The sequence below is a fragment of the Variovorax sp. GW823-FHT04B03 genome (genome assembly GCF_058796495.1).
In genome coordinates this window covers 653417-676800 of record NZ_JBXAIT010000003.1, presented here as the reverse complement: position 1 = coordinate 676800, position 23384 = coordinate 653417, and the positions used below count along the sequence as shown (strand labels likewise).

Sequence of the window (23384 nt, the reverse complement as noted above, 5' to 3'; positions counted from 1 at the left end):
CGAAAAAAGCTCAGGCCGGCCGCAGCACGATGCGCGCTTCGAAGCCGCGTGCCATGCCGGGCGGCGGCGAGGCCAGCTCCAGCGTCGCGTTGTGCTTCTCGACGATGGTGCCCACGATCGACATGCCCAGGCCGTAGCCGGCGCGGTCCGAGCCGTGGCGCACATGGCGCTGGTGCAGCGACTGCAGCTGTTCGGCGCTGACACCGGGGCCGGCATCGCGCACCACCAGCACGCACGGCGCGGCCACCTCGATCGTCACGCGGCCGTCACCGCTGTAGCGCAGCGCGTTCTCCACGAGGTTGCGCAACGCGATCGCCAGCGCATCGACGTCGCCGAAGGCCACCGGCGCCGCGCTGTCGGGCACCTTGAGCTTCAGTCGTTCGTTGATCTGCGGGTCTTGCCAGAACTCCTGTGCCACCGTGCCCGCCAGCTGCACCAGGTCGACCCGCGCCCGTGTGAGCGAGGCGCCCGATTCGGCGCGCGACAGCTGCAGCAGCTTTTCGGCGCGGTGGCTCAGCATCTGCAGCGCCTGCAGCGCGCCTTCGACGTCGGTGCGCTTCAGGTCGTGGTCGAGCGCGGTCTGCAACCGCAGGCGCGCGGCGGCCAGGGGCGTGCGCAGTTCGTGCGCGGCATTGGCGGCCAGCGCGCGCTCTACGTCGAGCGACTGCGACAGCCGCTGCAGCAGCCGGTTGACATGGTCGCCCACCGCGCGCAACTCCTGCGGCAGACCGGGCAGGGTGATGGGGCGCAGGTCCGCGCCGTTGCGCTTCTCGATCTCGGCGGCCAGCTGCTGCAGCACGCGCAGCTCGGTTCGCGCCACCCGGCGCAGCACCAGCGCCAGCAGCGGCAGCACCGCGCCGAGCGGGATGATGAGGCCGAACAGCGTGCGGTTCAGCGCGCGGCGGCGCTCGTCGAGCGGGTCGGCCACCTGGAAGTACAGGCCCAGCGTGGGGTGGCGCACGGTGTAGATGCGCCAGGTCTGGTTGTTGGCGAAGCCGGCGGCCAGCGGCACGTCGAAGGCGTCGTCGGGGGCTTCGGCCGAGCGCAGCAGCACATGCTCGTGCACGTCGACCACCTGGTACATCACGGCGTCTTCGGAGAACAGCTGCTTGGGCGCGATCAACGGCGTGTCCTGCTTGCCGCTTTCATGGCGCAGGCGCAGCTTCTCGAGCTCCTGCACCGCCATGTCGAACATGCGGTGCGACACCTCCACCAGCTCGTTGTCGAAGTTGTGGTTGATCTCGCGGTCCACGTACCAGACCACGGCGAACACACACAGAAGCCACACGCCGCCGACCCACAGGATCAGCGTGCGGGTGAGGCGTCCGGCGAGCGAATCGCGGCGGTCGCGCAGCAGAGAGCCGCTCATTCCTCGTCGTCCGCGGAGAACGACAGCCGGTAGCCCAAGCCGCGCAGCGTCTGGATGTGGCTGCGCCCGAGCTTGCGCCGCAGCCGGCTGATGAACACCTCGAGCGTGTTGCTGTCGGCCTCGTCGCCGAAGCCGTACAGCGCGTCGGCCAGGTTGTCGCGCGTGTGGATGCGCTCGGGCCGCGTGGCCATCACGCGCAGCAGGGCCCATTCCTTCTGCGTGAGCACGACGGGCACGCCGTCCTTGCGCACGCGGTCGTGGGCCAGGTCGATCTCCAGCGTGCCCAGCTGCAGCACCGGCGAGGTATTGGCGCTGCGCCGGCGCTCCACGGCGCGCAGCCGCGCGAGCAGCTCGGCCGGGTCGTACGGCTTGATGAGGTAGTCGTCGGCGCCGGCATCGAGGCCTCGGATGCGGTCGGTGACCTGGTCGCGCGCCGTGAGCACGATGACGATGGGCGGCTCGCGCAGCGCGCGCACCTGCGGCAGCAAAGAGAGGCCGTCGCCGTCGCCCAGGTGCAGGTCGAGCAGCACCGCCGCGTACTGCACCGAGAGCAGGGCGCCGCGCGCCTCGGCCAGGCTGGGGGCCACGTCGACGACGAACGCCTTGGCGACCAGGTAGCTGCAGACCGCGTCTGCCAACGAACTGTCATCTTCGACCAGCAAGATTCGCACGCGGTGGCCCTTACAAAAACTCGAAGTCTAGCGCCGCCCCTCTGGCGATCGCGTCAGGAATCGTTCAGGTCGCTTCAGACTGGGTTCATCCCGCGTGCGTAGGCTCGCGCCAGTCTGTTCCGAGGCCTGTTTTTCTTCATGACCCGTCGTACCCCGCATCTCCGTCTCGGAGCCCTGACCTTGCTTGCCCTGGCCCTGCTGATGATCTGGGACGCCCTTGGCGGCGACCTGCCGCTGGCCCGCCTGGCCGGCACGCCGATGGGCTTTCCCTGGCGCGAGAACCCCTTCCTGGTGCACGTGATGCACGAGGGCGCGAGAAACCTCAGCTGGCTGCTGGTGATCGGCCTGTTCGCCGCCATCCGCTGGCCCGTGGGCGTGCTGCGGCGCCTGGACACGGGCGCCCGCGTGCAGCTGGCGCTGACGGTGCTGGCCTCGGTGCTGGCCGTGAGCCTGATCAAGCACGCGAGCGACACCAGCTGCCCCTGGGACCTGAAGGCGTTCGGCGGCGTGGCGCGCTATGTGTCGCATTGGGCCTGGGGCCAGGACGACGGCGGGCCGGGCGGCTGTTTCCCGGCCGGCCATGCCTCGGCCGCCTTTGCCTACCTCGGCGGGTATTTCGTGCTGCGGCATGTGGCGCCGCGTGGCGCCATCGTGTGGCTGTGCGTGGCGCTGGCCGCCGGCTTCGTGCTCGGCGTGGCGCAGCAGATGCGCGGCGCGCACTACATGAGCCACACGCTGTGGACCGCCTGGGTCTGCTGGACGGTCGGCTTCCTCATCGAGCTGGTGGCGACGCGCCGCCGCACGTCCCCTCCCATCGAGCGCACCGCGCCCCTGCATGCAAGCCCTTGATTTCGCCCTGTTCAGCTGGATCAACGCCTCGGCCTCCGCGCCGGCGTGGAGCCTGCGCTTCGCGATGTTCGCGTCCGACGTGCTGCCGACACTGCTGGCGCTGTCCATCGCGGCCGCCGCGGCCTTCGATCGCCGCTGGCGCCACGCCTTCTTCACCGCGCTGGTCAGCGTGCTCGTCGTGTGGCTGGTGGTGAACGTGTTCCGCTCGGTGCTGCCGTTCCCTCGGCCCGCGTTCTACGGCCTGGGCATCCAGTGGGTGCCGCAGGGTGCGCGCCCGGGCTTCCCCAGCCTGCATGCGGCCGGCACGTTTGCCGCGGCCTTCTCGCTGTGGTGCCTGCCGTGGCGCACGCCCATGCGGCTGGCGCTGGTGGCGGCGGTGGTGGTGGCCTGGAGCCGGCTGTACCTGGGCCTGCATTTCCCGACCGACGTGACGGCCGCCGCGATCCTGGCGGCGCTGGTCTCGATCGTGGTGGAGCGTGGCATCAGCCGCCCCGCCGGCCGTGCGGTGTCGCGCAGCCCGCGCCTGCGGCTGCTGCGCCGCGCGCGCATCGGCCGAGCCTGAATGCGCTCTGAATGAACTGTTCAGGCTCTCTTCAGGCACGCTGCCTACATTGGCGGCATGTCTGTTTCGCGTCTCGACTCCGCGCTCCTGGCGCGTGCTCCCAGCCGATCTGAATCCCGTCCCGCGCCGCTGTCGGATGCGGGCGCCGCCGGCACTTTCTGGCAACGCATCGACCGCTGGATCTCGCAGCCCCGCTCGACGCGGCAGGTGATCGTCTGGCTCAGCCTGTACCTCGGCCTCACCGCCAACTGGCCGCTGCTGAACGACCTGGCCCGCCTGGGCGGTGCGCCCAGCACCTACATGCCGACCATCGCCGCGCTGGGGATGCTCACCTTCTGCGGCACCGTGGCGATGCTGTCGCTCACGGCCTGGTCGCGCTGGATGAAGCCGTTGTGGCTGCTCGTGGTCGTGATCGCCGCGGTGGCGCAGCACTACATGCTCCAGTACCGCGTGGTGATGGACCCGAGCATGATCGCGAACGCGTTCCAGACCGACCCCAACGAAGCGCGCGACCTGCTGAGCGGGCGCATGGCCTTCAACGTGCTCGTGGTCGTTCTGCCGGCGGCCTGGGCGATCTGGCGCGTGCGCATCGTGCCGATGGGGCTGCTGTCGCACGTCTGGCGCAACGCGCTGCTGCTGGTGCTGGCCGCCGTCGTGGCGGTGGTCACGGCCGTGGCCATGAACCGGCAGCTCGCGCCGCTGATGCGCAACAACGTGCACCTGCGCTACATGATGAACCCGATCGCCAGCCTGTACTCGGCCGGCGCCGTGGTGCTCAAGCCGATGTTCAAGCGCAGCAGCAAGCTGATCCCGATCACTGCAGGCACGGCGCTGGGCGCGAGCTATGCGGCGCAGAAGCGCCCGCCGCTGTTCGTCGTGGTGGTGGGCGAGACCGCGCGTTCCGACCACTTCGGCTTGAACGGCTACGCCCGCGACACCACGCCCGAGCTTGCGAAGCGCAACGTGCTGAGCTACCGCGAGGTGCGCTCGTGCGGCACCAACACGCTAGCCTCGGTGCCCTGCATGTTCTCGCCCCTGGGCAAGACCGGCTACGAGTCGCGCAAGGACGAGTACGAGAACCTCATGGACGTGCTGCAGGCCTCGGGCCTGGCCGTGTTCTGGCTCGACAACCAGGCCGGCTGCAAGGGCGTGTGCGCGCGCATCCCGAACGCCTCGGCCTTCGACGGGCTCGATGCGGCCACCAAGAAGGCCCTGTGCGACGGCGAGGAGTGCCTCGACAACGTGATGCTCAAGGGGCTCGATGAACGCATCGCCGCGCTGCCCGCCGAGCGCCGCGCCAAGGGCGTCGTGCTCGTGATGCACCAGATGGGCAGCCACGGCCCGGCCTACTACAAGCGCTCTGCGCCCGAGCTGAAGCGCTTCACGCCCGAGTGCAAGACCAACGCGCTGGCCGAGTGCGCGCATGCCGAGCTGATGAACGTCTACGACAACTCGATTGCGCAGACCGACCACTTCCTCGGCCAGACCATCGACTGGCTCCAGACCCAATCCAAGCAGTACGACACGGCGCTGCTGTACATGAGTGACCACGGCGAGTCGCTGGGCGAGTACGGCCTGTTCCTGCACGGCGTGCCCTACAGCTTCGCGCCCGATGCGCAGAAGCACGTGCCCATGGTCACCTGGTTCGGCGACGGCATGAGCGAGCGCCGCAAGCTCTCGCGCTCGTGCATGGAGGCAGGCCTGGATGCGCCGCTCACGCACGACAACCTGTATCACACGGTGCTGGGCCTCATGGACGTGACCACGCCCACCTACAAGCCCGCGCTCGATGCGCTGGCCTCGTGCCGCGGCAAGGCCTGAGCCCGCCCGCAGCTTCGGCTTCTTACTTCTTTTCGCGCGGCAGCCGGCCCATCAGGAAGAACTCCGGGTTCGGCTGCATGCCGCTGAAGCTGGCCAGGCGGTTGCTCAGGCCGAAGAAGGCGGTGATGGCCGCGATGTCCCAGATGTCCTCGTCGTCGAAGCCGTGCGCGTGCAGCGGCCCGAAGTCGCGGTCATCGATCTCGTGCGAGCGTTCGCAGACCTTCATCGCAAAGTCGAGCATCGCACGCTGGCGCTGCGTGATGTCGGCCTTGCGGTAGTTCACCGCCACCTGGTCGGCCACCAGCGGCTTCTTCTCGTAGATGCGCAGCAGCGCGCCGTGCGCCACCACGCAGTACAGGCATTGGTTGACCGCGCTGGTGGCGGTGACGATCATCTCGCGGTCGCCCTTGGTGAGCGAGCCTTCTTCCTTGAGCATCAGCGCGTCGTGGTACGCGAAGAAGGCCCGCCACTCGGCGGGGCGGCGCGCAAGGCCGAGGAACACGTTGGGCACGAAGCCGGCCTTTTCCTGCACGGCAAGGATCGCGGTGCGGATGTCGTCGGGCAGGTCTTTCAGTTCGGCGAGGGGGTAGCGAGGGGCGTTCATCTGCTTGTCTCCTGGGTGGAATGACAAGATCATAGGCAAGCGTTCGCCCCTTCGCCTAGGTGCGGATGCGCTCGTGCTGCTGCGCGATGAACATCGCCACCCGGCGCACCAGGTCGTGGTTGCCCCCAGCGGCCTCGACACTTGCTGCGGCTTGCACGCCGACGATTTCTTCGATGGTGTGGATGACTTCATCCGCCTGCACCGTCGACAGGCCGAAATGGGGCGCTGCGGCGCGTGCCAATGCCAGGCTTGACGCGTGCTGTCCCGGAAGGATGGCGAGTTCCTGGTAGCCAGTGTGGACGCCCAGTTGCATGACGAGATCGAAGGCCGGTGCCAGCTGCCAGAGACCGTCGTCGCCCCGCAGCGCGCCATGGTTCTTGACGTGATCGTCGCTGTTGCCTACCGCCAGGTTGAACACCAGGCGCCGGAACAGCTCTGCCAGGTCTTCCTGCGGTTGCCGCGAGATACGGCGCAGCAGCTGCGCCAGTTCGACGTAGCTGCCCCGGCTGGACTCGTAAGGAGCGTCGAGCAGTGCCGAGGCCGAGAGATAGTGAAAGCGCCGCTCGTCGGTCACCGGCCCGGACCGGTCGAAGCGCTCGACCAGCAAGGCGTGCCCGGCGGCGAGAGGTTGCAGCAGGAAAGGCGGCACCGCGATGCCGCAGGCATCGGCCAGCCAGAGCGTGGCCGCTTCGATCACTTCCACGTCATGGTCGTCGCCGCGCGAGGCGAACTTGGCGATGCAGCGACGGCCTTCATGCACGAAGGCAGCCTTGGGACGCGCACCGCCCAGGCTCCCGCCGCGCAGCAGCAGGTGCATGTCGGGTCCGATTTCCATGCCGTCCTCGATCCGGCGCGAAGCCTCGGCAAGCTCCTGCAGCGACCAGAGCGTGACGGGCGGCTCGTCGCTGCGGATGGGCAATGCGTCGGCGAACACCATGGCACCAACACGGTCCTCGTTGGTCAGCAGCAGCGCGTCAATGTCGGACAGAGGCTGCCCCTGGCGTATTTCGAGCACCTTGCGGCCCCAGCTGTCGGGCAGTGCATCGCGCAGCGTGAGCGGCATGGCGCCGCCGTCGCGGATTCGTTGCTCGGCCAGCACGAACGCCGCGTCTCGCAGCGGCAGGGTCTCGGGGTTCAGCGGTGTGGCCGCCGGGTCTTCGAGGTAGCGCCGGCCGTAAGCGAACTCGCCGGATTCCACGACCCCGCGGCGGACCACCTTCATCAGGCCGGCCGGCTGCACCGGCTCGCCCGTGCGGTGTGCGAGGCCGACGTAGATGCGCCGCTCGGCGTCGAGCGAGTCAGAAGTCACGTTCGCCCTCCGCGATCACACCCGCAGTGCCGTGTGCGGCCGATCGGCGCACACGGCGCTTCGCCGCCAATTCCGCGGGAGCCGGCGCCACGCCGTCGAGCGAATCGATCTGGCCCAGCAGCCACAGCGCATGGGCAAGCAGGCCGATGCTGGTGCCGGGCTTGCCGGACTCGAGGGCTCGCAGCGTGTTGGGCGAGCACATCAGGCGCTCGGCCATTTCAGCGACCGTCCATGCTCGGTGCACCCGGTGCGCGCGCAGGCGCAGGCCAAGGCCCTCAAGGGGCTTGATGGTCTGCGACGGCAGGGATGAAAGGCTTCGGCTGCTCTTTGGCATCAATAAAGTGACTGTTAAACGGCTTAAAAGTCATTTTATTGCGTATTTTTGGATTTTGGAAGCGAGCCTATGCGGTCAACCCCGGGGGCTTTGCTTCGGGTGGCTCCAGCACCGCCAGGTCACTCTCATCCTTGAGCCCCACACCGCTCAGCCCCCGACGCAGCGATTCGCGCACCAGCCACGCGAGCTTGAAGGCGGCCTGCGCGTACGACAGCCCCTCGGGCCGCACGTTCGAGATGCAGTTGCGTTCGGCGTCGTGCCGGCCGCGGCGTGGCGAATGGGTCAGGTAGATGCCGAGGCTGTCGGGCGAGCTCAGGCCCGGGCGTTCGCCGATGAGCATGACCGACAGCGCCGCGCCCACCGCTTCGCCCAGTTCGTCGGCCAGTGCCACGCGCGCCTGGGTGGCGATGAACACAGGCGACAGGCGGGTGCCGGGCGGCAACTGCGGGCGCAGCGCCGCGAGCAGCGGCACGGCGTGGCGGGCGACGGCGAGCGAGGAGAGGCCGTCGCCGATCACCAGGCAGAGGTCGCAGCCGCCCACGGGTCGATCGTCGCGCAGGTGCGCGGCGTCTTCGGCGTCGAGCTGGCGGCCCAGGTCGGGACGGCGCAGGTAGGTGGTGCGGTCGGGGGCGCGGCTGCGCACACGGTTCACGTGCCATTGGTCGGCACGCAGTGCGGCGTCGAGCGCGTCGACATCGAGCGCCGCATGGATCGCGTCGCGCGCCATCGCGTGGGCCCAGCCGAAGCGCAGCGTTTCGTCGGTGGGCATGCCGGCACCGGCACGGCCGAGTGCGAGCCGTGCGGGCGTGGCGGCGCGCCATTGCGCCCAGGGGTTGGGGGTGACGGGTGAATCGCTCATGGCGCCAGCGCGGAGAGCCCCCCCATGTCGCTGAGCAGCCGGTTGGCGGTGGGCGGTGCGAGCCGGCCGGTGGTGTCGGTGATCTGCATGCGCTGCAGCCAGGCCTCGAACTCGGGCGCGCGCTTCAGGCCCAGCGTTTCGCGCAGGAAGAGGGCGTCGTGGAACGAGGTGCTCTGGTAGTTGAGCATCACGTCGTCCGCGCCCGGGATGCCCATGATGAAGTTGATGCCCGCCGTGCCCAGCAGCACGAGCAGCGTGTCCATGTCGTCCTGGTCGGCTTCGGCGTGGTTGGTGTAGCAGATGTCGCAGCCGATCGGCAGGCCCATCAGCTTGCCGCTGAAGTGGTCTTCGAGCCCGGCGCGGATGATCTGCTTGCCGTCGTACAGGTACTCGGGGCCGATGAAGCCGACCACGGTGTTGATGAGCAGCGGCTGGTAGCGCCGAGCCAGCGCATAGGCGCGCACCTCGCAGGTCTGCTGGTCGACGCCGAAGTGGGCGTTGGCCGAGAGCGCGCTGCCCTGGCCGGTCTCGAAGTACATGAGGTTTTTGCCGACGGTGCCGCGCGCAAGCGACTGCGCCGCGGCATGGGCCTCGTCGAGCAAAGCGGGCGTCACGCCGAACGAGAGGTTCGCTTTCTCGGTGCCCGCGATCGACTGAAAGACGAGGTCGACCGGCGCGCCGGCCTCCGCGAGCTTCAGCGTGTTGGTCACGTGCGTGAGCACGCAGCTTTGCGTGGGGATCTCGAAACGCTGGATCACCTCGTCCAGCATGTGCAGCAGGCGCCCGAGCACCGGCAGGCTGTCGGACACGGGGTTGATGCCGATCACCGCGTCGCCCGCACCGTAGAGCAGGCCGTCGAGCGTGGAGGCAGCCACGCCGCGCAGGTCGTCGGTGGGGTGGTTGGGCTGCAGGCGCACGGCCAGGTGGCCGGGCAGGCCGATGGTGTCGCGAAAGCGCGTGACGACATGGCACTTCTTCGCGACCGCGACCAGGTCCTGGTTGCGCATGAGCTTGGATACGGCCGCCACCATCTCGGGCGTGAGGCCCGGTGCCAGCGCGGCGAGTGCCTCTATGGTGGCTTGTTCCGACAGCAGCCAGTTGCGGAAGTCGCCGACCGTGAGATGCGCGACCGGCGCGAAGGCCTGCACGTCGTGCGTGTCGATGATCAGCCGCGTGATGTTGTCCTGCTCGTAGGGAATCAGCGCCTCGGTGAGGAACTGCTTCAGCGGCGTATCGGCCAGCACGTGGCGCGCCGCCATGCGCTGCTGCGCGGTCGCCGCGCCGAGGCCCGCGAGGTAGTCGCCCGAGCGCGCGGGGCTGGCGCAGGCGAGCACCTGCCGCAGATCGTCGAAGGCGAAGCCCTGGCCGGCAATGGTGGTGCGGTAGCGCATCTTTGTTTGTCAGGGCGTGGAAGACAGCATCGCGTCCGGCGCGGCGGCGTCGCGCTGCGCCGAGGTGAGCAGGAAGTAGCCGTAGGCGGCCGCCATCAGCACGAGGAACAGCACCGTGAGCATCGGGTTGAACCAGACCATCGCGCCCAGGCACACCAGACCGAGCCCGAGCGCGATGGCCGGGAACACGGGATAGAAGGGCGCGCGGTAGGTGCGCAGCAGGTCGGGTTCGGTGCGCCGCAGCTTGAACAGCGCGGCCATCGAGATCAGGTACATCACGATCGCGCCGAGCACGGCCATGGTCACGATGTTGGCCGTGAGCGTCTGCCCGCCGAACTGCACCCACTCGTCGCTGAAGATGGCGGCGATGCCGACCACGCCGCCGGCCAGCAGCGCGCGGTGCGGCGTGTCGAAACGCGGGCTCAGGCCGGCGAAGTAGGCCGGCAGGTAGCCGGCGCGCGCGAGCGCGAAGATCTGGCGCGAGTAGCCCATGAGGATGCCGTGGAACGAGGCGACCAAGCCGAACAGGCCGATCCACACCAGCATGTGCAGCCAGCCGCTGTTGGCGCCCACCACCGCCTTCATGGCCTGCGGCAGCGGGTCGTTGATGTTCGCGAGCTGGCGCCAGTCGCCCACGCCGCCCGCGAAGATCATCACGCCGAAGGCCAGCAGCACCAGCGTGACGATGCCGCTGGTGTAGGCCAGCGGAATCGTGCGGTGCGGATCGCGCGCCTCTTCGGCCGCCATGGCCGCGCCCTCGATGGCCAGGAAGAACCAGATCGCGAACGGGATCGACGCGAAGATGCCCGACACCGCCGCGCCGTTCAGCACATTGCCGCCTGCCCATCCGTGGGCCACGAAGTTCGCCATCGACCAGCCCGGCGCGACCACGCCCATGAACACCAGCAGTTCGAAGATCGCGAGCACCGTGACGAACAGCTCGAACGCCGCCGCGATGCCGATGCCGATCCAGTTCAGCCCGATGAAGATCACGTACGCGCCCACCGCGAACCACTTCGGGTTGATGCCAGGGAACTGCACGTTGAGATAGGCGCCGATCGCCAGCGCGATGGCCGGCGGCGCGAAGACGAATTCGATCAGCGTCGCGAAGCCCGCCACGAAACCGCCGCACGGCCCGAAGGCGCGCCGCGCATAGGCGAAGGGGCCGCCCGCGTGCGGGATGGCGGTCGAGAGCTCGGTGAAGCTGAAGATGAAGGTCGTGTACATCGTCGCCACCAGCACCGTGGCGACCAGGAAGCCGAGCGTGCCGGCCGTGTTCCAGCCGTAGCTCCAACCAAAGTACTCACCCGAAATGACGAGGCCGACCGCGATGCCCCACAACTGAACGGGACCGAGGACTTTCTTGAGATGACCGGTGCCGGCGACGGGGGCCGGCGGAGCGTCGTTGGCGCGCATGGGGGCTTCCTCTCTGGGCGGATGGTGACAGTGCACCCCTCCCAAAGCAAGGGCCGTTCCATCGGATACATCGGCGTACAGGCGGCTTCACGGGGGCTGTCCATAATCGGCAGCTTTTCAACCACCGAGGTGTTTCGTGAAGTCATTTGTCTGTGCCGCGCTCGTGTCCGTCTTTGCCATCCCCGCAGCCTTTGCGCAATCCGCCGCCGTGACCACGCCCAGCGGCCTGATCTACCAGTCGCTCAAGGAAGGCACCGGCGCATCGCCCGCCGCCACCGACGTGGTCAAGGTGCACTACCGCGGCACCTTCCCCGACAGCGGCAAGGAGTTCGACAGCTCCTACAAGCGCGGCGAACCCACCGAGTTCCCGCTCAACGGTGTGATCCCGTGCTGGACCGAAGGCGTGCAGAAGATGAAGCCGGGCGGCAAGGCCAAGCTGACCTGCCCGGCGTCGATTGCTTACGGTGCGCGCGGTGCGGGCAACGGCCTGATTCCGCCGAATGCGACGCTGAATTTCGAAGTCGAGCTGGTGTCGGTCACGAAGCGATAGCGGCTGAGGCCGGTCAGGACCGGCCTGGGCAATGAGCGGTGCGTGCAGTCCGTCACGCTGCTCGCTTCGCAATAGTTGCCCGATTCTTTCCTCTCGTTTTTGCGCGCATGGGCCTCCCACAATCCGCGGCCTGACTCCTGATCCACAGGAGCGGCTTCAGGGAGGAATACATGTCCGCACTCCGTGCTGCGCCAACGCGCACGCTCGACATCAACAGCACCGCCATTCCGGTGTTTCTGGGGCGTCCGGCGCTCGAGCCGGTTCGGTTGTATGGGCGCGAAGGCGTCAACCGCTTGTTCGAGTACGAGCTGCTGCTCAAGAGCCCCGACGCACTCAACCTTGGCGCGAGCGAGGCTGCCGATCTCGGCCGCGATGCGCAGGGAGTTGTCCAACATGGCTAAGCAGGAAAAGAAAAAGCCAGGATCGGTGGCTGGAACCATCCTGTGGGCGGTTCTTGCGCTCCTCGTCGTGCTTTGCGGGCTCTATTGGGCGTTCGTGTGTTTCGTCATGTGCGGTCGGATAGGTTGAGGGCACCATGAGCGCCAAACAAATCATTGAGGACCACGACAAGTGGCGAAAAGGCGCAGGCGGTGCGCCAGCGGGTCTTTCTGGCCAGAGCGACGGCAATGCCTACGCTGGCTTGGACCTGAACTTGATCACCTTCTCGTCCAGCGCCTTCAGCGGCAGCAGCTTCACATCGACCACTTTTCAGGACGCCGTCTGGACCGCATGCCAGTTCAGCGGTTGCTCTTTCAGCCAGTGCGACATGCAGCGCATCGCGATCAGCGGATGCACCTTCGTCGACTGCACTTTCAGCGCCTCACAGTTGAAAGCCAGCACGCTCAGCGACTGCACCTTCACCCGGTGCAACTGGACCGCACTCAATTTCGATGCGAGCCAGTGGTCGCGTTTGAAGCTGCTCGAATGCCGAGGCACGCAAGTGAGTGCGACCAACCTGCAGGGCGAGCAGGTCGACTTCACGGGAAGTCAGTTCGAAAACATGCAGCTGACCAACGCGCGCATTAACTGAGGCTGCAGGATGCAGTCGCTCCCACTCACCCCGGCTGATACTGATACAGCCAGGTCTCCGTCAACGTCTGATCCCCGTTCTTCAGATACAGCCGCATGTCGACCGGCTCCGTGCCCTCGGGCGTGAAGTCGAACTGCGCGCGCCAGTGGCCCGGCACGCCGTTGGGCACGGCTTCGGCGAAGACGTAGGAGAACTTGCCGCGTGGCGCGGTGAGCACCAGTTCGGGCTTCACGCCGAAGGGCACCGTGGTGAGCGGCTGTCCGATGAATTCCACCATGAACTTGCGCACGCCCTGCGGGCGCGGCTGGCCGGGCTGGCCGCCGCGGCCGATGCGGGTGGCGACGCAGCGCGCGAGCGGTGACGGAAAGGGCTCCTGGTCGGTCCAGTGCAGCCGGTATTGCAGGCTGTAGCTTGCCCCGGCTTTTGCATCGGCCTTCGGCACCCAGAAGGCGACGGTGTTGTCGTGGATCTCGTCGTCGGTCGGGATCTCGATGAGCTGGACCGAGCCTTCACCCCAGTCGCCCAGCGGTTCGATCCACAGGCTGGGGCGCTTCTCGTAGTTGACGCCGTCCTGGTAGTGGTCGAAGTTGCGGTCGCGCTGCAGCAGGCCGAAGCCGCGCGGCCGGGTGTCGGCGAACGCGGAGGCGCGGGTCTGCGTGGGGTTGTTGAGCGGTCGCCAGATGCGCTCGCCCGCGCCGTTCCAGATCGCGAGGCCGTCGGAGTCGTGCACCTCGGGGCGCCAGTCGATGGCGGTGGGCTTGATGGTTTCCGAGTACCAGTACATCGACGTGAGCGGCACCAGGCCCAGGCGCGACACGTCGCGGCGCAAGAACACGCGCGCGTCGATGTCCATGATCACGGCCTTGCCGCGCTGCATGACGAACTTGAACACGCCCGTGACGCTCGGCCCCTCGAGCAGCGCGTAGACGGTCATCGTGGTGGTGTTGCCCGCGGCGGGCGTCTCGAAATAGAAGCGCGTGAAGTTCGGAAACTCCTCGGGCTTGTCGGGCACCGCGACGTCGAGTGCGATGCCGCGCGCCGACAGGCCGTATTGGTAGAGCTCGCCGATGGCGCGGAAGTACGAGGCGCCAAGAAAGGCGACCCAGTCGTTCTTCTGCCAGTCGAGCTTGCTTTGATCGCCCAAGCGGCTTTCCTGCAGGCGGAAGCCTGCGAACCCGGCGCCCTCGGGCAGCGCGCGCGCGGGGCTGTCGGGGGGCATCGAGAAGTACGTGGGGCTGTAGAGCACCTCGCGCGCAAAGCTGTCGCCGCCGGCGGTCTCCAGCACGTGCATGCGCACCGGGGTCTGGAAGAAGCGGCCGAGGTGGAAGAAGGTGACGGGAAACGCGCCGGGCCCGTCGCGGAAGAGGGCGTTGGCGGGGTCGAAGCGGATCTTGCCGTGCGCGTCGTAGTCGATGCGCTCCAGCACCTGCGGCGCCAGCGGCGCGGCGGCGGTGTAGGGGCGGGCCGCGAGGCGCTTGGCCTGCGCGACGAGCGCATCGAAGGAGAAGGGCGCCGGCTGGCTCAGTTGCAGGCCGTTGGCGGCCAGCGCCTCTTCGGGCAGTCCCAGGGCGGCGAGTGCGGCGGCGGCACTGCCGGCGGCGAGGAAGGATCGGCGATCAAGCATGGGTTCTTGAGGGGCGGCGAAAGCCTTTGGAGGAGAAGGGAAAAGAGAAGCGTCGGGGAGACGGGGGAAAAACAACGCCAAGCATGCCCCGGACCACAGGGTACGGCGCGTCAGCCATTCCGCGCAAACGGGGCCGGACAAGGCCCCGCGCTGTCTTGCGGCAGCGGGTGCCGATCGGGCCCTTTTCGGGGCGTCGGCGGGTATTCTCGCGCCATCGAAAGTGCCAGGAGACAAAGGACATGTACACGGAACAAGGCGGCGAAGGCCCGGACCTGCTGGTGCTGCTGCACGGTATGGGCGCGACAAGCGCGGTGTGGTCGCCGCTGTGTGCGCAGGCGGATGCGCGATGGCGCGGCCGTTGGCTTGCGCTCGACCTGCCCGGGCACGGCGCATCGGACCGGCAGGCCTCCTACGCCATCGGCCAGCACGCCGCCACCGTGGCGCGCGCAGTGCTGCCGCATCTGCAGCCCGAAGGCCGCCTCGTGGTGCTCGGCCATTCACTGGGCGGGGTGATCGGCCTCGCTCTTGCGACGGGATGGTTCGGCGTCGTACCGCACGTGGTCTTCGCGGCGGGCATCAAGGTCGCATGGAGCGATGAAGAGGTCCGCCGCATGGAGATGCTGGCGACGCAGCCCGCCAAGCGTTTTGCAACGGAAGAAGAGGCGTGGGACCGCTACCTGAAGGTCTCCGGCCTGGCCGCGATCGCCGATGCGACGGCGCCCGTCGTGGCGCGCGGCGTGACGAAAGATGAGGAGGGTTGGCGCCTCGCGATGGACCCGCGCGCCAACGCCGTGGGCAAGCCGCCGCTGTCCGAACTGGTCAGTCTGGCGCGCTGCCCCGTCCATCTCGGCCAGGGCCGCCACGATGCGCTGGTAACGATGGAACAGACCCGCTCCCTCGACCCCGAAGCCCGCGACCTGGGCCCGCACGGCCACAACGTGATGGTCGAGGCGCCCGCAGCGGTGTGGGACTGGATGGCCTCGCTCAGCTGAGCCGCTCGTCGGCGCGGCGGATCGGCACCGTCACCCGCACCTCGGCCGCGCGCGCCCGCAACTGGCCGCAGCCGCCATCGACGTCCTGGCCGGCCGAGTAGCGCAGCTTCGTGAGGATGCCGCGCTCGTGCAGCGTGCGGGCCATCTGCTCGCAGCGCGCGCGCGACGGGCGGCCGAAGTCCACGCCCTCCACCGTGTTGAACGGGATCATGTTCAGCACGCCGTACTTGCCCGACAGCAGCCGCACGATGCCCTCGACTTCCTCGGGCCCGTCGTTCACGCCTTCGAGCAGCGTCCACTGGTACTGGATGGGGTAGCCGGTGGCGCGGGCGTAGTGCTCGCCTGCGTCGATGAGGGCTTCGGGCGTCAGGTTCGGTGCGCGCGGCAGGAGCTTGCGACGCAACTCGGCATTGGTCGTGTGCAATGAGAGCGCCAGCGCGGGCCGCACGCGCGCCTGCAGCAGCCGCTCGAACACGCGCGGGTCGCCGACGGTGGAGAACACCAGGTTCTTGTGGCCGATGTTGCCGACCGTGCCGAGCAGCTCGATGGCCTCGATCACGTTGTCGAGGTTGTGGGCCGGTTCGCCCATGCCCATGAACACCACCTTGCGCACCGGCCGGCGCAGGCGCGCGAGCGCGACCTGCGCAACGATCTCGGCGCTCTCGACCTGGCGCAGCAGGCCGTCGCGGCCCGTCATGCAGAACTGGCACCCGACGGCGCAGCCGACCTGCGACGACACGCACAGGCCGTCGCGCGGCAGCAGCACGCTCTCGACGGTCTGGCCATCGGCCAGCGCGACGAGCAGCCGCTCGGAGCCGTCGGCACCGGGATGAACCGCGTGGATGCGCGCCAGGCCCGCAAGCTCGGCCTCGATGGCCGGCAAGGCCTCCATCAGCGACGACGGGAAGAAGGTGGCCGGCAGGCGCCTGCCGCTGTTGCGCGGCAGCGCATGCGACCACAGCCGCAGGATGCGCTGCTCGTGGCTGGGACCGGCCCCGGCCTCGCGGAGTCGTCGTTTCAGTTCGTGGATTCGCATGCGCGGCGTGGGGCAAGGGGGCTCTGGTCTCGGGAGCGCCGATTGTGCACGGCAGGCGTGCGAAGGCGCAGCGCGCCAGAAACGGTGCGCTGCGCCTTCGTGTGCGCGAATTGGAACAAAGGGGAGGGCCGTTGCCGGCCTCTCCCTCCCTTCGGTCAGCCCAGCAGGCCGTGCAGGATGTTCGTCACGGGCGCCAGCGCAGAGCCCGTGCCGCTGTGGTCAAGCAGGCTGGTGATCGGGGCCACGACCTCACACACCAGCGGCGTGACCGCGTGCTCGACGGTGTTCACCACTTCCGCGACCACTGGGGCGACCGCCGAGCTGGCGCCGGCCAGGATGTCGGCCGCGGGCACCGCGGCGCCGGATGCGGCTTGCGTGGCCTCGGCCACGACCGGTGCCACGGCGTCGCTTGCATGGCAGAGCACCGACGACACCGGCTCCAGGATGTCCGCGACGGGGGCCTTGCCTCCGAGCAGGCCGCCGAGCAGGCTGCCCACGAGGCCGTCTTCGCCGACGATGCCGCCGAGCAAGCCGCCTTCGCCGCCACCGAGGACGCCGCCCAGCAGGCCGTCGTCGCCCAGCACGCCACCGAGCAGACCGCCGTCGCCGCCGAGGACGCCACCCAGGAGGCCGTCGTCACCGAGCACACCACCGAGCAGACCGCCGTCACCGCCGAGGACACCACCCAGCAGGCCGTCGTCACCGAGCACGCCGCCGATCAGACCGCCGTCTCCGCCGAGGACACCACCGAGGAGGCCGTCGTCACCGAGCACACCACCGAGCAGACCGCCGTCACCGCCGAGGACACCACCCAGGAGGCCGTCGTCACCGAGCACGCCACCAAGCAAACCGCCGTCACCACCAAGGACGCCACCCAGCAGGCCGTCGTCGCCCAGCAATCCACCGAGCAGACCACCGTCGCCGCCGAGGACACCGCCCAGCAAGCCGTCATCACCCAGCACGCCGCCAAGCAATCCGCCGTCGCCGCCGCCGAGCAGGCTGCCCAGAAGGCCTTCGTCACCCAGCAAGCCGCCGAGCAGGCCTCCCTCGCCGCCGAGGACGCCACCCAGCAGGCCGTCGTCACCCAGCACACCGCCGAGCAGGCCACCGTCGCCACCGAGGACGCCGCCCAAGATGCCGTCGTCGCCGAGCAAGCCACCCAGCAGGCCGCCGTCACCGCCGAGCAGTCCGCCCAACAAACCATCGTCACCCAGCACACCGCCGAGCAGGCCGCCGCCGTCGCCGCCAAGGACGCCATTCAACAGGCCGCCGACCGGGCCTTCGGCACCGAGGATGCCGTCGTCGCCCAGCACGCCGCCCAGCAGGCCGTCGTCACCGAGGACGCCACCCAGGAGTCCGTCATCGCCCAGCAGGCCGCTGAGCAAGCCGTCTTTGCCGCCGAGCAGGCCGGCCAGCGGGGTCGCGTTCAGCAGGGAGCCGACTGCGCCGTCGGGGCCGAGCAGGCTGTCCACGAGCCCGTCGCCACCGAGCAGTCCGCCGGTGAGGCCTTCGCTGCCGAGCAGGCCGGACAGGGCGCCGTCGCCGCCGAGCACGCCGCCCAGGATGCCTTCGTCGCCGAGGAGGCCGTTGACCAGGCCGTCGTCGCCCAGCACGCCGCCGAGCAGGCCGCTTTCGCCGCCGAGGACGCCACCCAGCAGGCCATCGTCGCCCAGCACACCGCCAAGCAAGCCGCCTTCACCGCCGAGGACGCCGCCCAGCAGGCCGTCGTCGCCCAGCACGCCGCCGAGCAGACCCCCATCGCCACCGAGCAAGCCGCCCAACAGGCCGTTGTCACCCAGCACACCACCGAGCAAGCCGCCTTCACCGCCGAGGACACCACCCAGCAGGCCGTCATCGCCCAGCACACCGCCAAGCAAGCCGCCTTCACCGCCGAGCAAACCGCCCAGCAGGCCGTCGTCACCCAGCACACCGCCCAGCAGGCCGCCTTCGCCACCGAGCACGCCGCCCAGCAAACCGCCATCGCCCAGCACGCCACCGAGCAGCCCGTCATCGCCCAGCAACTGCCCGATCAATCCGTCTTCGCCGAGCACGCTGCCCAGCAGGCTGCCGTCACCCAGCAGCCCCTCGAGCACCTGGCCGACGACACCGTCCGTGCCGAGCAGGTCGTCCACGAGGCCGTCCAGGCCCAGCGGGGTGGTGATGCCGCCGAGCAGGCCTTCGCTGCCCAGCACGTTCTCCAGCGCATTGCCCAGCGCGTCGGTCAGGTAGTCGACCTGGCCGATCAGCGAGCCGACGAGGGCGTCGGTCAGGCCATCGCCGAGCAGGCCGTCGACCACGGGGGTCAGCACGCCGCCCACGTGAACGGCAATGTTTTCGACCGCGTTGTCCACCGGCTCGAACTCGTTGGGATCGTTGGGCTTGAACTCCTCGCCGGTGACCGGCGAGAGCAGGTCGTCGACGAGGTCGGTGAGGCCGTCGGCCACCGGCATCAGCGAGGCCAGCGTGCCCGACGAGCCGGAGGCGCTGCGCACGTTGGTCGCACCGCCGCCCAGGCCGAGCGCGTTGTCGAGGGCGCCCAGCAGGTGCCCGGCGAGGCCGTCGCCCGGATCGAGCAGGTGGTCTGCGTCGGCATCGGCATCCGCGTCCGAATCGGCGTCCGCATCAGCGTCGGCGTCTGCATCCGAATCCGCGTCGGCGTCCGAATCGGCATCGGCATCGGCGTCTGCATCCGAGTCGGCGTCGGCGTCTGCATCGGCATCCGAATCGGCATCCGCGTCGCTGTCCCCGATGCCCGACACGAACAGCGGGAACCCGCCGCCGTCGCCGCCACCACCGCCGCTCAGCGCGGCGCCCAGGCCGATGGCGCCCAGCGCGCCGAGTGCGAATTCGCCCAGGCCGATGCCGCTGCCGGCTGCGGTCTTCTTGCTCACGGCGAGCGCCGCGGCTTCCGCGTCGCTGTCGGGCGAGGTGACATCGAGGTTGCCCGCGGCCACGTCGACGTTCACCTGCTCCAGGCCGCTGGACAGCTTGGTCGAGGTGATGGTGGCGTCGGTGCCACCCGCGAACACACCGGCCAGCGGCGCCTTGTTGGTGGCCGAGCCGGGGAAGAGCACGTTGGCCTGGCCGCCGTCGGGCACGATCACGCGGTCGCCGGCGATGAGGGTCTGGTTGCCGTCCACCGGCATGCGAAATCCGTCGCGCATGACGACCGTGCCGGGCGTGGCGTTGGACAGGGTGCCCAGGCTGGTCGGCCCGGCGGGCGCGGCCATGGGAGTGCTCGACCCGACAGGGCCTAGGGGCGTGACGCTGGCCTGTGCAAGCACCACGGGAGCGCCGCTTTCGGCGGCGGCGGGGATCGAAGCGATCGGCGATACGGTGGTGGTCATGCGGCCTCCTCGTCAAATAAATGACTACAGAGGGCAACATGCGTGCCGCCTTCGACTTCGGCCGTCAACGACGGACCGGAAACGCCGTATCTCTTTGATTCGAAACGATTTTTGTGCAAATGGCCCTGTCAGGCCAATGGTGCAAAACGGGCAGCTGTCGCCACTCGTTACGTAACACGGCGCACGCTTTGGCCGGAACGCCGGGCGCGTTCAGCGCGGTTCAGCCGCGCAGCCGGACCTGCAGGCTCTTCAGGTTGGTCAGCCACGCAAGGTAGTCCTCGTCGTCCTCGCCCAGCTCGGCCCAGGTGTCGTGCCCGTCCGCGTCGGGGTCGTCGAGGATGGCCTGCAGCGCGTCGGCGGCGGCATGGCGCAAGTCGGCCGGCGGCGCGGCCTTGCCGGCGCACCAGTCGACGGCGTCCGGGTGCACGTCGGCGCTGCCGTGTCCGGCGAGCAGTGCCAGCACTTCGGCCGCGGCGACGGTGCCTTCGGTCGAACCTGAATCCAGCGTCTCGCGGATGAAGGCGAGCGCGTCATCGGCTTCCTGCAGTTCCGCCAGCCAATCGAGCGCCTCGTCGTTGCCGAAGCCTGCTGTCGACCATGTACCCATTCGTTTGACTCCCGTGTGTGGCGTGTCGCGGTGCGGCCACGGTTTGAAGATGCGGTGATGCTAGCGGCGCGAATCTCGTGATCGCGCGGCCTCGCAGAATTCGTCAGAATGCCAGGCGACGCTTCCCAGTAGCATGGCCGCGCTCCTGACATGGGGGCGCGTGATCATCCAGTCCGTGAGCCGCCGGGGAACACTTCCCTTGGGCCGGCGTTGCGGCGGTGTCCTTCCAGGACACGCCGCGGTCACGGCCGATCTGCCGTGCATGGCCCACGGAAGCAGATGCCGGGCCGCTTACCCATTCACAACCACGGTTTCAGGGAGAGATTCAGCATGTCATTCGTTTTTTCGTCGTTCACCGACCACCTGGGCGCATTGCCGCCCGAACGCGCGCGCCACGGCGATGCCTTGCGCGCACGCGTGCAGCAACAGGTGCAGGCGCCGTTGCATGCCGACCTGTCGGCCTTTTCCTTCCTGCCCGACCAGGCGGACCACCCCGACCACGAAGACGCGCCGCAGGTGTTCGCGCAGGCGGTCGAGCAGATGTACCTGCCCAGGCCGTGGCTGGGCGACGAAATTCCGCTGTTCTTCCTCGGCTACCACGCGATGAACCGGCTCAGCGGCAAGCGCACCTCGCAAGGGCTGCTGCTGACCGACCAGGCGGTGTACGTGCAGGACGACTTCACCGTGCTGTCGGCCGCACCGCCACCGGCGCAGGGCCATGCCTTGCCTGCGCGCGCGGACGATGCACCTTCGTTCGTCTCGACGCTGCTGGCGCGCTACAAGGCATGGAAAGACTGGTCCGGCGTGGCCGACGCGCCCGAGCCGGTGCTGCTCAAACGCTGCGGCGAACTGCTGGCACCGACGGTCGCGGCGGTGCTCGCGTACCACGCGGAAAACGGCAGCCAGCGGCAGGCGCAGCAGCGCGTCTGGACGCTGGCCGAGCTGGTGGCCGACCACGGTGCAGTCGACACCTTGCTCGACCCCGCCAACCCGAAGCTGGCCAAGAAGCTGGGCAAGGTGACGGACAAGTTCCAGATTCCCGCGGGCGAGACGCTGCAGTTCGCGCTGGCCGACTTTCCGCTCTTCGGCGGCCCCTACGGCGTGGCGCTCACCGCGCAGGCGCTGTACGGCAAGGACCTGATGGAGTCGCCGCTGCGCATCGCGCTGGAGCGGGTGGAGGTGCGTGCGCTGCAGATCGGGGAGAAGGGCGACCAGCTGCTGACGGGCTCGACCCCGCCGATGGCGCTGCCCGCGCACATGAAGGAATCGCTGCGCGCACCCTTCCTCGCGTTTCTGCAGCAGGAGGTTGTGCGCCTGCAATCGAAGGCCTGATCCGCCCGCGCGCCATTCAACAAGATTCGGAGGAGTTTTAATGGGGTTCAAGGACACGCTCGCGCACGCGATGCTCGACAACGACAAGCTCAAGTTCGACGCCGCAGCGCCCGCGCTTTCCGCGCAGGAGCAATGGTTGGTCACGCTGAGCACGCCGCTGTCGGCCTTCAACGGCGACTGCGTGAACGCGGTGCTCACCGGCAAGGACAACGACACCCTGCGCGAAGGCATCGCGCAGGTGTGGAATGTGAGCGACCGCGCGAGCTTCGAGCAGACCGCGCGCTGGCTGACCGAGGAAGGGCAGCGCGCGAAGTACCTGCCGGCCTGGAAGGCCATCGGCGCGATCGATGCGGCGGTGCAGTCCACGCCCGGCGTGCTGCGCCTGGTCATGGACGCGTGGTTTCCCGCGTTCTTCCAGATCAAGGCGCGCGAGCACCTGGACATGCGGGCGCTGTCCGCGCAGACCGGGCACTCGAGCGCCGAGCTGAGCCAGCTGATGACGGGCAGCCAGAGCTGGGTCGGCGCCCTGCGCAAGCACTTCGGCGTGGCGCCGGATCAGCTGACGAACCTGGTGGCCTGGGACGCGGTGCGCCTGGCCAACCTGTCGCGCTGGGCCGTGCAGTTGGGCTTCATCGACCGCGCGGAGTTCGCGGACTTTGCGGGCGGCCTGGCATCGCAGGTGCGCGCGGCCTATGCCAACTGGTCGCAGGTGAGCGCCGCGTACATCGCGGCGGGCCTGATCTGGCAGTACTCCGATGCGCGTGAAGAGCATCTGCTGCGCACCAACCGCCTGCTGCTGAGCGACACGCGCAGCCCGTGGCGCAGCGTGCCGTTCGCCTGAAGAGGTCCTAGTCCTTCGCCCTCAGCGCGTATACCGCGTAGATCGGCACGCCGAGAAAGAACAGCACCATCGGCGCGAACAGCGTGTAGGGCCAGCCGATGCCTTCCATCACGCGGTAGGTACCGTCCAGGTGCAGCCGCGGATGGGGCTGCGTGAGGTCTTCGTACCGGCGCAGGCCCCACTGGAACTCCGCACCGGTCGCTCGCACCGAAGGATGCTGGCGCGCGCGGCCCACGGCCAGCCAGCACATCGCATCGAAGGCCAGCACCGAGCCCGCAGGCGCGCGTTCGCCGAAGGTGGCGAACACGGCGTTCACCTGCTCGGGCGTGAGGTACATCAGCACGCCCTCGGTGAACAGGAAGACCGGCTGCGCCTGGCGCTTGCGCGGCAGGCCGAGCTGCTCCCACCAGTCGGGCGCCGTGAGGTCGAGTTCGCGCAGGTCGTGGCGCGGATGGGTTTCGGGCAGCAGCTCGCGGCGCAGGGCCAGCACCTCGGGCAGGTCGGCGTCGGTCATGCGCGACTTGCCGTCGTCCAGCCATTGGAAGTAATGGCTCAGGCCGCAGCCCATGTTCACGACGCGCGCGCCCGGGTGCAGCTTGAGGAAGTCCTGCGCCAGGCTGCGAAAGCGCCGCGTGCGCGCCAGGATGCCGTAGATGGTCGTGCGGTCGTCGGGCAGGGCATGGTCGTCGTCGCGGATCTGCTCGAGGATGCCGGCGGCGTAGGCGTCGCGCACGGCCATCTGCGGAAAGAGCGCATCGCCCGAGGCCCGCGCGGCCAGCGGAATTCGCAAGGTGGACGGCACGGCCGAGAGCTTGCGCGCGGATTTGCCGGTGGTCATGA

Annotated in this window: 22 protein-coding genes; 9 read left to right on the top strand and 13 right to left on the bottom strand. The window is 68.9% G+C overall.

What is annotated here, in order from left to right:
* Nucleotides 1-10 precede the first annotated feature (10 nt).
* Both AC1RAD_RS16245 and AC1RAD_RS16240 read right to left on the bottom strand, forming a co-directional pair.
* Nucleotides 11-1369 (bottom strand): sensor histidine kinase, encoded by a 1359-nt coding sequence (locus AC1RAD_RS16245; RefSeq protein ID WP_492735935.1) that lies wholly within the window; start codon nucleotides 1367-1369, stop codon nucleotides 11-13.
* Nucleotides 1366-2040 (bottom strand): response regulator, encoded by a 675-nt coding sequence (locus AC1RAD_RS16240; protein WP_062474437.1) that lies wholly within the window; start codon nucleotides 2038-2040, stop codon nucleotides 1366-1368. Before AC1RAD_RS16240 ends, AC1RAD_RS16245 begins: the two co-directional genes overlap by 4 nt.
* A gap of 138 nt (nucleotides 2041-2178) precedes the next feature.
* Between AC1RAD_RS16240 and AC1RAD_RS16235 the strand changes: the two genes are divergently transcribed.
* From AC1RAD_RS16235 to AC1RAD_RS16225, 3 genes are read left to right on the top strand one after another with little or no spacing between them, the layout of a single operon-like run.
* On the top strand, nucleotides 2179-2889 hold the full coding sequence (locus tag AC1RAD_RS16235) for a phosphatase PAP2 family protein (protein WP_492735933.1): 711 nt from the start codon (nucleotides 2179-2181) through the stop codon (nucleotides 2887-2889).
* On the top strand, nucleotides 2876-3451 hold the full coding sequence (locus AC1RAD_RS16230; RefSeq protein ID WP_070059370.1) for a phosphatase PAP2 family protein: 576 nt from the start codon (nucleotides 2876-2878) through the stop codon (nucleotides 3449-3451). The genes AC1RAD_RS16235 and AC1RAD_RS16230 overlap by 14 nt, the downstream gene beginning before the upstream one ends.
* Before the next feature lie 57 nt (nucleotides 3452-3508).
* Nucleotides 3509-5272 carry a phosphoethanolamine transferase gene (locus AC1RAD_RS16225; protein WP_492735931.1) on the top strand — a complete coding sequence of 588 codons (1764 nt, stop codon included), beginning with the start codon at nucleotides 3509-3511 and terminating at the stop codon, nucleotides 5270-5272.
* Nucleotides 5273-5294: 22 nt separating this feature from the next.
* On the opposite strand, the gene AC1RAD_RS16220 is transcribed toward AC1RAD_RS16225, so the two are convergent.
* The 6 genes from AC1RAD_RS16220 to eat all read right to left on the bottom strand — a co-directional run bounded on the left by AC1RAD_RS16220 (nucleotide 5295) and on the right by eat (nucleotide 11185).
* On the bottom strand, nucleotides 5295-5876 hold the full coding sequence (locus AC1RAD_RS16220) for a peroxidase-related enzyme (protein ID WP_062474448.1): 582 nt from the start codon (nucleotides 5874-5876) through the stop codon (nucleotides 5295-5297).
* Between the two features lie 55 nt (nucleotides 5877-5931).
* Nucleotides 5932-7185, bottom strand: coding sequence for a type II toxin-antitoxin system HipA family toxin (locus AC1RAD_RS16215; protein WP_492735929.1), 1254 nt, complete (start codon nucleotides 7183-7185; stop codon nucleotides 5932-5934).
* Complete coding sequence (locus AC1RAD_RS16210) at nucleotides 7175-7519, bottom strand: helix-turn-helix domain-containing protein (RefSeq protein WP_492735927.1); 345 nt, start codon at nucleotides 7517-7519, stop codon at nucleotides 7175-7177. Before AC1RAD_RS16210 ends, AC1RAD_RS16215 begins: the two co-directional genes overlap by 11 nt.
* Nucleotides 7520-7586: 67 nt before the next feature.
* Entirely contained in the window at nucleotides 7587-8378 is a 792-nt protein-coding gene (gene eutC, locus AC1RAD_RS16205; RefSeq protein WP_492735925.1) for an ethanolamine ammonia-lyase subunit EutC, read from the bottom strand.
* The gene (locus AC1RAD_RS16200) at nucleotides 8375-9769 is read right to left on the bottom strand and encodes an ethanolamine ammonia-lyase subunit EutB (protein ID WP_492735924.1); all 1395 of its coding nucleotides are present in this window, start codon (nucleotides 9767-9769) and stop codon (nucleotides 8375-8377) included. The genes eutC and AC1RAD_RS16200 overlap by 4 nt, the downstream gene beginning before the upstream one ends.
* Before the next feature lie 9 nt (nucleotides 9770-9778).
* The gene (gene eat, locus AC1RAD_RS16195; protein ID WP_492735923.1) at nucleotides 9779-11185 is read right to left on the bottom strand and encodes an ethanolamine permease; all 1407 of its coding nucleotides are present in this window, start codon (nucleotides 11183-11185) and stop codon (nucleotides 9779-9781) included.
* Between the two features lie 136 nt (nucleotides 11186-11321).
* Between eat and AC1RAD_RS16190 the strand changes: the two genes are divergently transcribed.
* From AC1RAD_RS16190 to AC1RAD_RS16180, 3 genes are all read left to right on the top strand, one after another.
* Nucleotides 11322-11735, top strand: coding sequence for an FKBP-type peptidyl-prolyl cis-trans isomerase (locus AC1RAD_RS16190; protein ID WP_492735921.1), 414 nt, complete (start codon nucleotides 11322-11324; stop codon nucleotides 11733-11735).
* A 170-nt stretch (nucleotides 11736-11905) separates the two neighbouring features.
* Nucleotides 11906-12136, top strand: a complete 231-nt coding sequence (locus AC1RAD_RS16185) for a hypothetical protein (protein ID WP_492735919.1) — start codon at nucleotides 11906-11908, stop codon at nucleotides 12134-12136.
* A gap of 134 nt (nucleotides 12137-12270) precedes the next feature.
* Nucleotides 12271-12765, top strand: a complete 495-nt coding sequence (locus AC1RAD_RS16180; RefSeq protein ID WP_492735917.1) for a pentapeptide repeat-containing protein — start codon at nucleotides 12271-12273, stop codon at nucleotides 12763-12765.
* 25 nt (nucleotides 12766-12790) lie between these two features.
* On the opposite strand, the gene AC1RAD_RS16175 is transcribed toward AC1RAD_RS16180, so the two are convergent.
* Nucleotides 12791-14389: an OpgD/OpgG family glucan biosynthesis protein gene (locus tag AC1RAD_RS16175; RefSeq protein ID WP_492735915.1), complete on the bottom strand. Its 1599-nt coding sequence runs from the start codon at nucleotides 14387-14389 to the stop codon at nucleotides 12791-12793.
* A 239-nt stretch (nucleotides 14390-14628) separates the two neighbouring features.
* On the opposite strand from AC1RAD_RS16175, the gene AC1RAD_RS16170 reads away from it, so the two are divergent.
* A complete protein-coding gene (locus AC1RAD_RS16170; RefSeq protein ID WP_492735913.1) occupies nucleotides 14629-15381 on the top strand; it encodes an alpha/beta fold hydrolase in 753 nt (250 codons plus the stop codon).
* Here AC1RAD_RS16170 and AC1RAD_RS16165 read toward each other — a convergent pair.
* The 3 genes from AC1RAD_RS16165 to AC1RAD_RS16155 all read right to left on the bottom strand — a co-directional run bounded on the left by AC1RAD_RS16165 (nucleotide 15374) and on the right by AC1RAD_RS16155 (nucleotide 20371).
* Nucleotides 15374-16417, bottom strand: a complete 1044-nt coding sequence (locus AC1RAD_RS16165; protein WP_492735911.1) for an RNA methyltransferase — start codon at nucleotides 16415-16417, stop codon at nucleotides 15374-15376. The two genes, AC1RAD_RS16170 and AC1RAD_RS16165, sit on opposite strands and share 8 nt — an antisense overlap.
* Before the next feature lie 155 nt (nucleotides 16418-16572).
* The gene (locus tag AC1RAD_RS16160) at nucleotides 16573-19764 is read right to left on the bottom strand and encodes a hypothetical protein (protein WP_492735910.1); all 3192 of its coding nucleotides are present in this window, start codon (nucleotides 19762-19764) and stop codon (nucleotides 16573-16575) included.
* 220 nt (nucleotides 19765-19984) lie between these two features.
* A complete protein-coding gene (locus AC1RAD_RS16155) occupies nucleotides 19985-20371 on the bottom strand; it encodes a DUF4259 domain-containing protein (RefSeq protein ID WP_492735908.1) in 387 nt (128 codons plus the stop codon).
* Nucleotides 20372-20701: 330 nt separating this feature from the next.
* Between AC1RAD_RS16155 and AC1RAD_RS16150 the strand changes: the two genes are divergently transcribed.
* Complete coding sequence (locus tag AC1RAD_RS16150) at nucleotides 20702-21703, top strand: hypothetical protein (RefSeq protein WP_492735906.1); 1002 nt, start codon at nucleotides 20702-20704, stop codon at nucleotides 21701-21703.
* Between the two features lie 40 nt (nucleotides 21704-21743).
* Nucleotides 21744-22544 (top strand): DUF1266 domain-containing protein, encoded by an 801-nt coding sequence (locus AC1RAD_RS16145; protein WP_492735904.1) that lies wholly within the window; start codon nucleotides 21744-21746, stop codon nucleotides 22542-22544.
* A gap of 7 nt (nucleotides 22545-22551) precedes the next feature.
* Here the strand turns inward: AC1RAD_RS16145 and AC1RAD_RS16140 are convergent, their stop codons facing one another.
* On the bottom strand, nucleotides 22552-23382 hold the full coding sequence (locus tag AC1RAD_RS16140; protein ID WP_492735902.1) for a class I SAM-dependent methyltransferase: 831 nt from the start codon (nucleotides 23380-23382) through the stop codon (nucleotides 22552-22554).
* Nucleotides 23383-23384 lie beyond the last annotated feature (2 nt).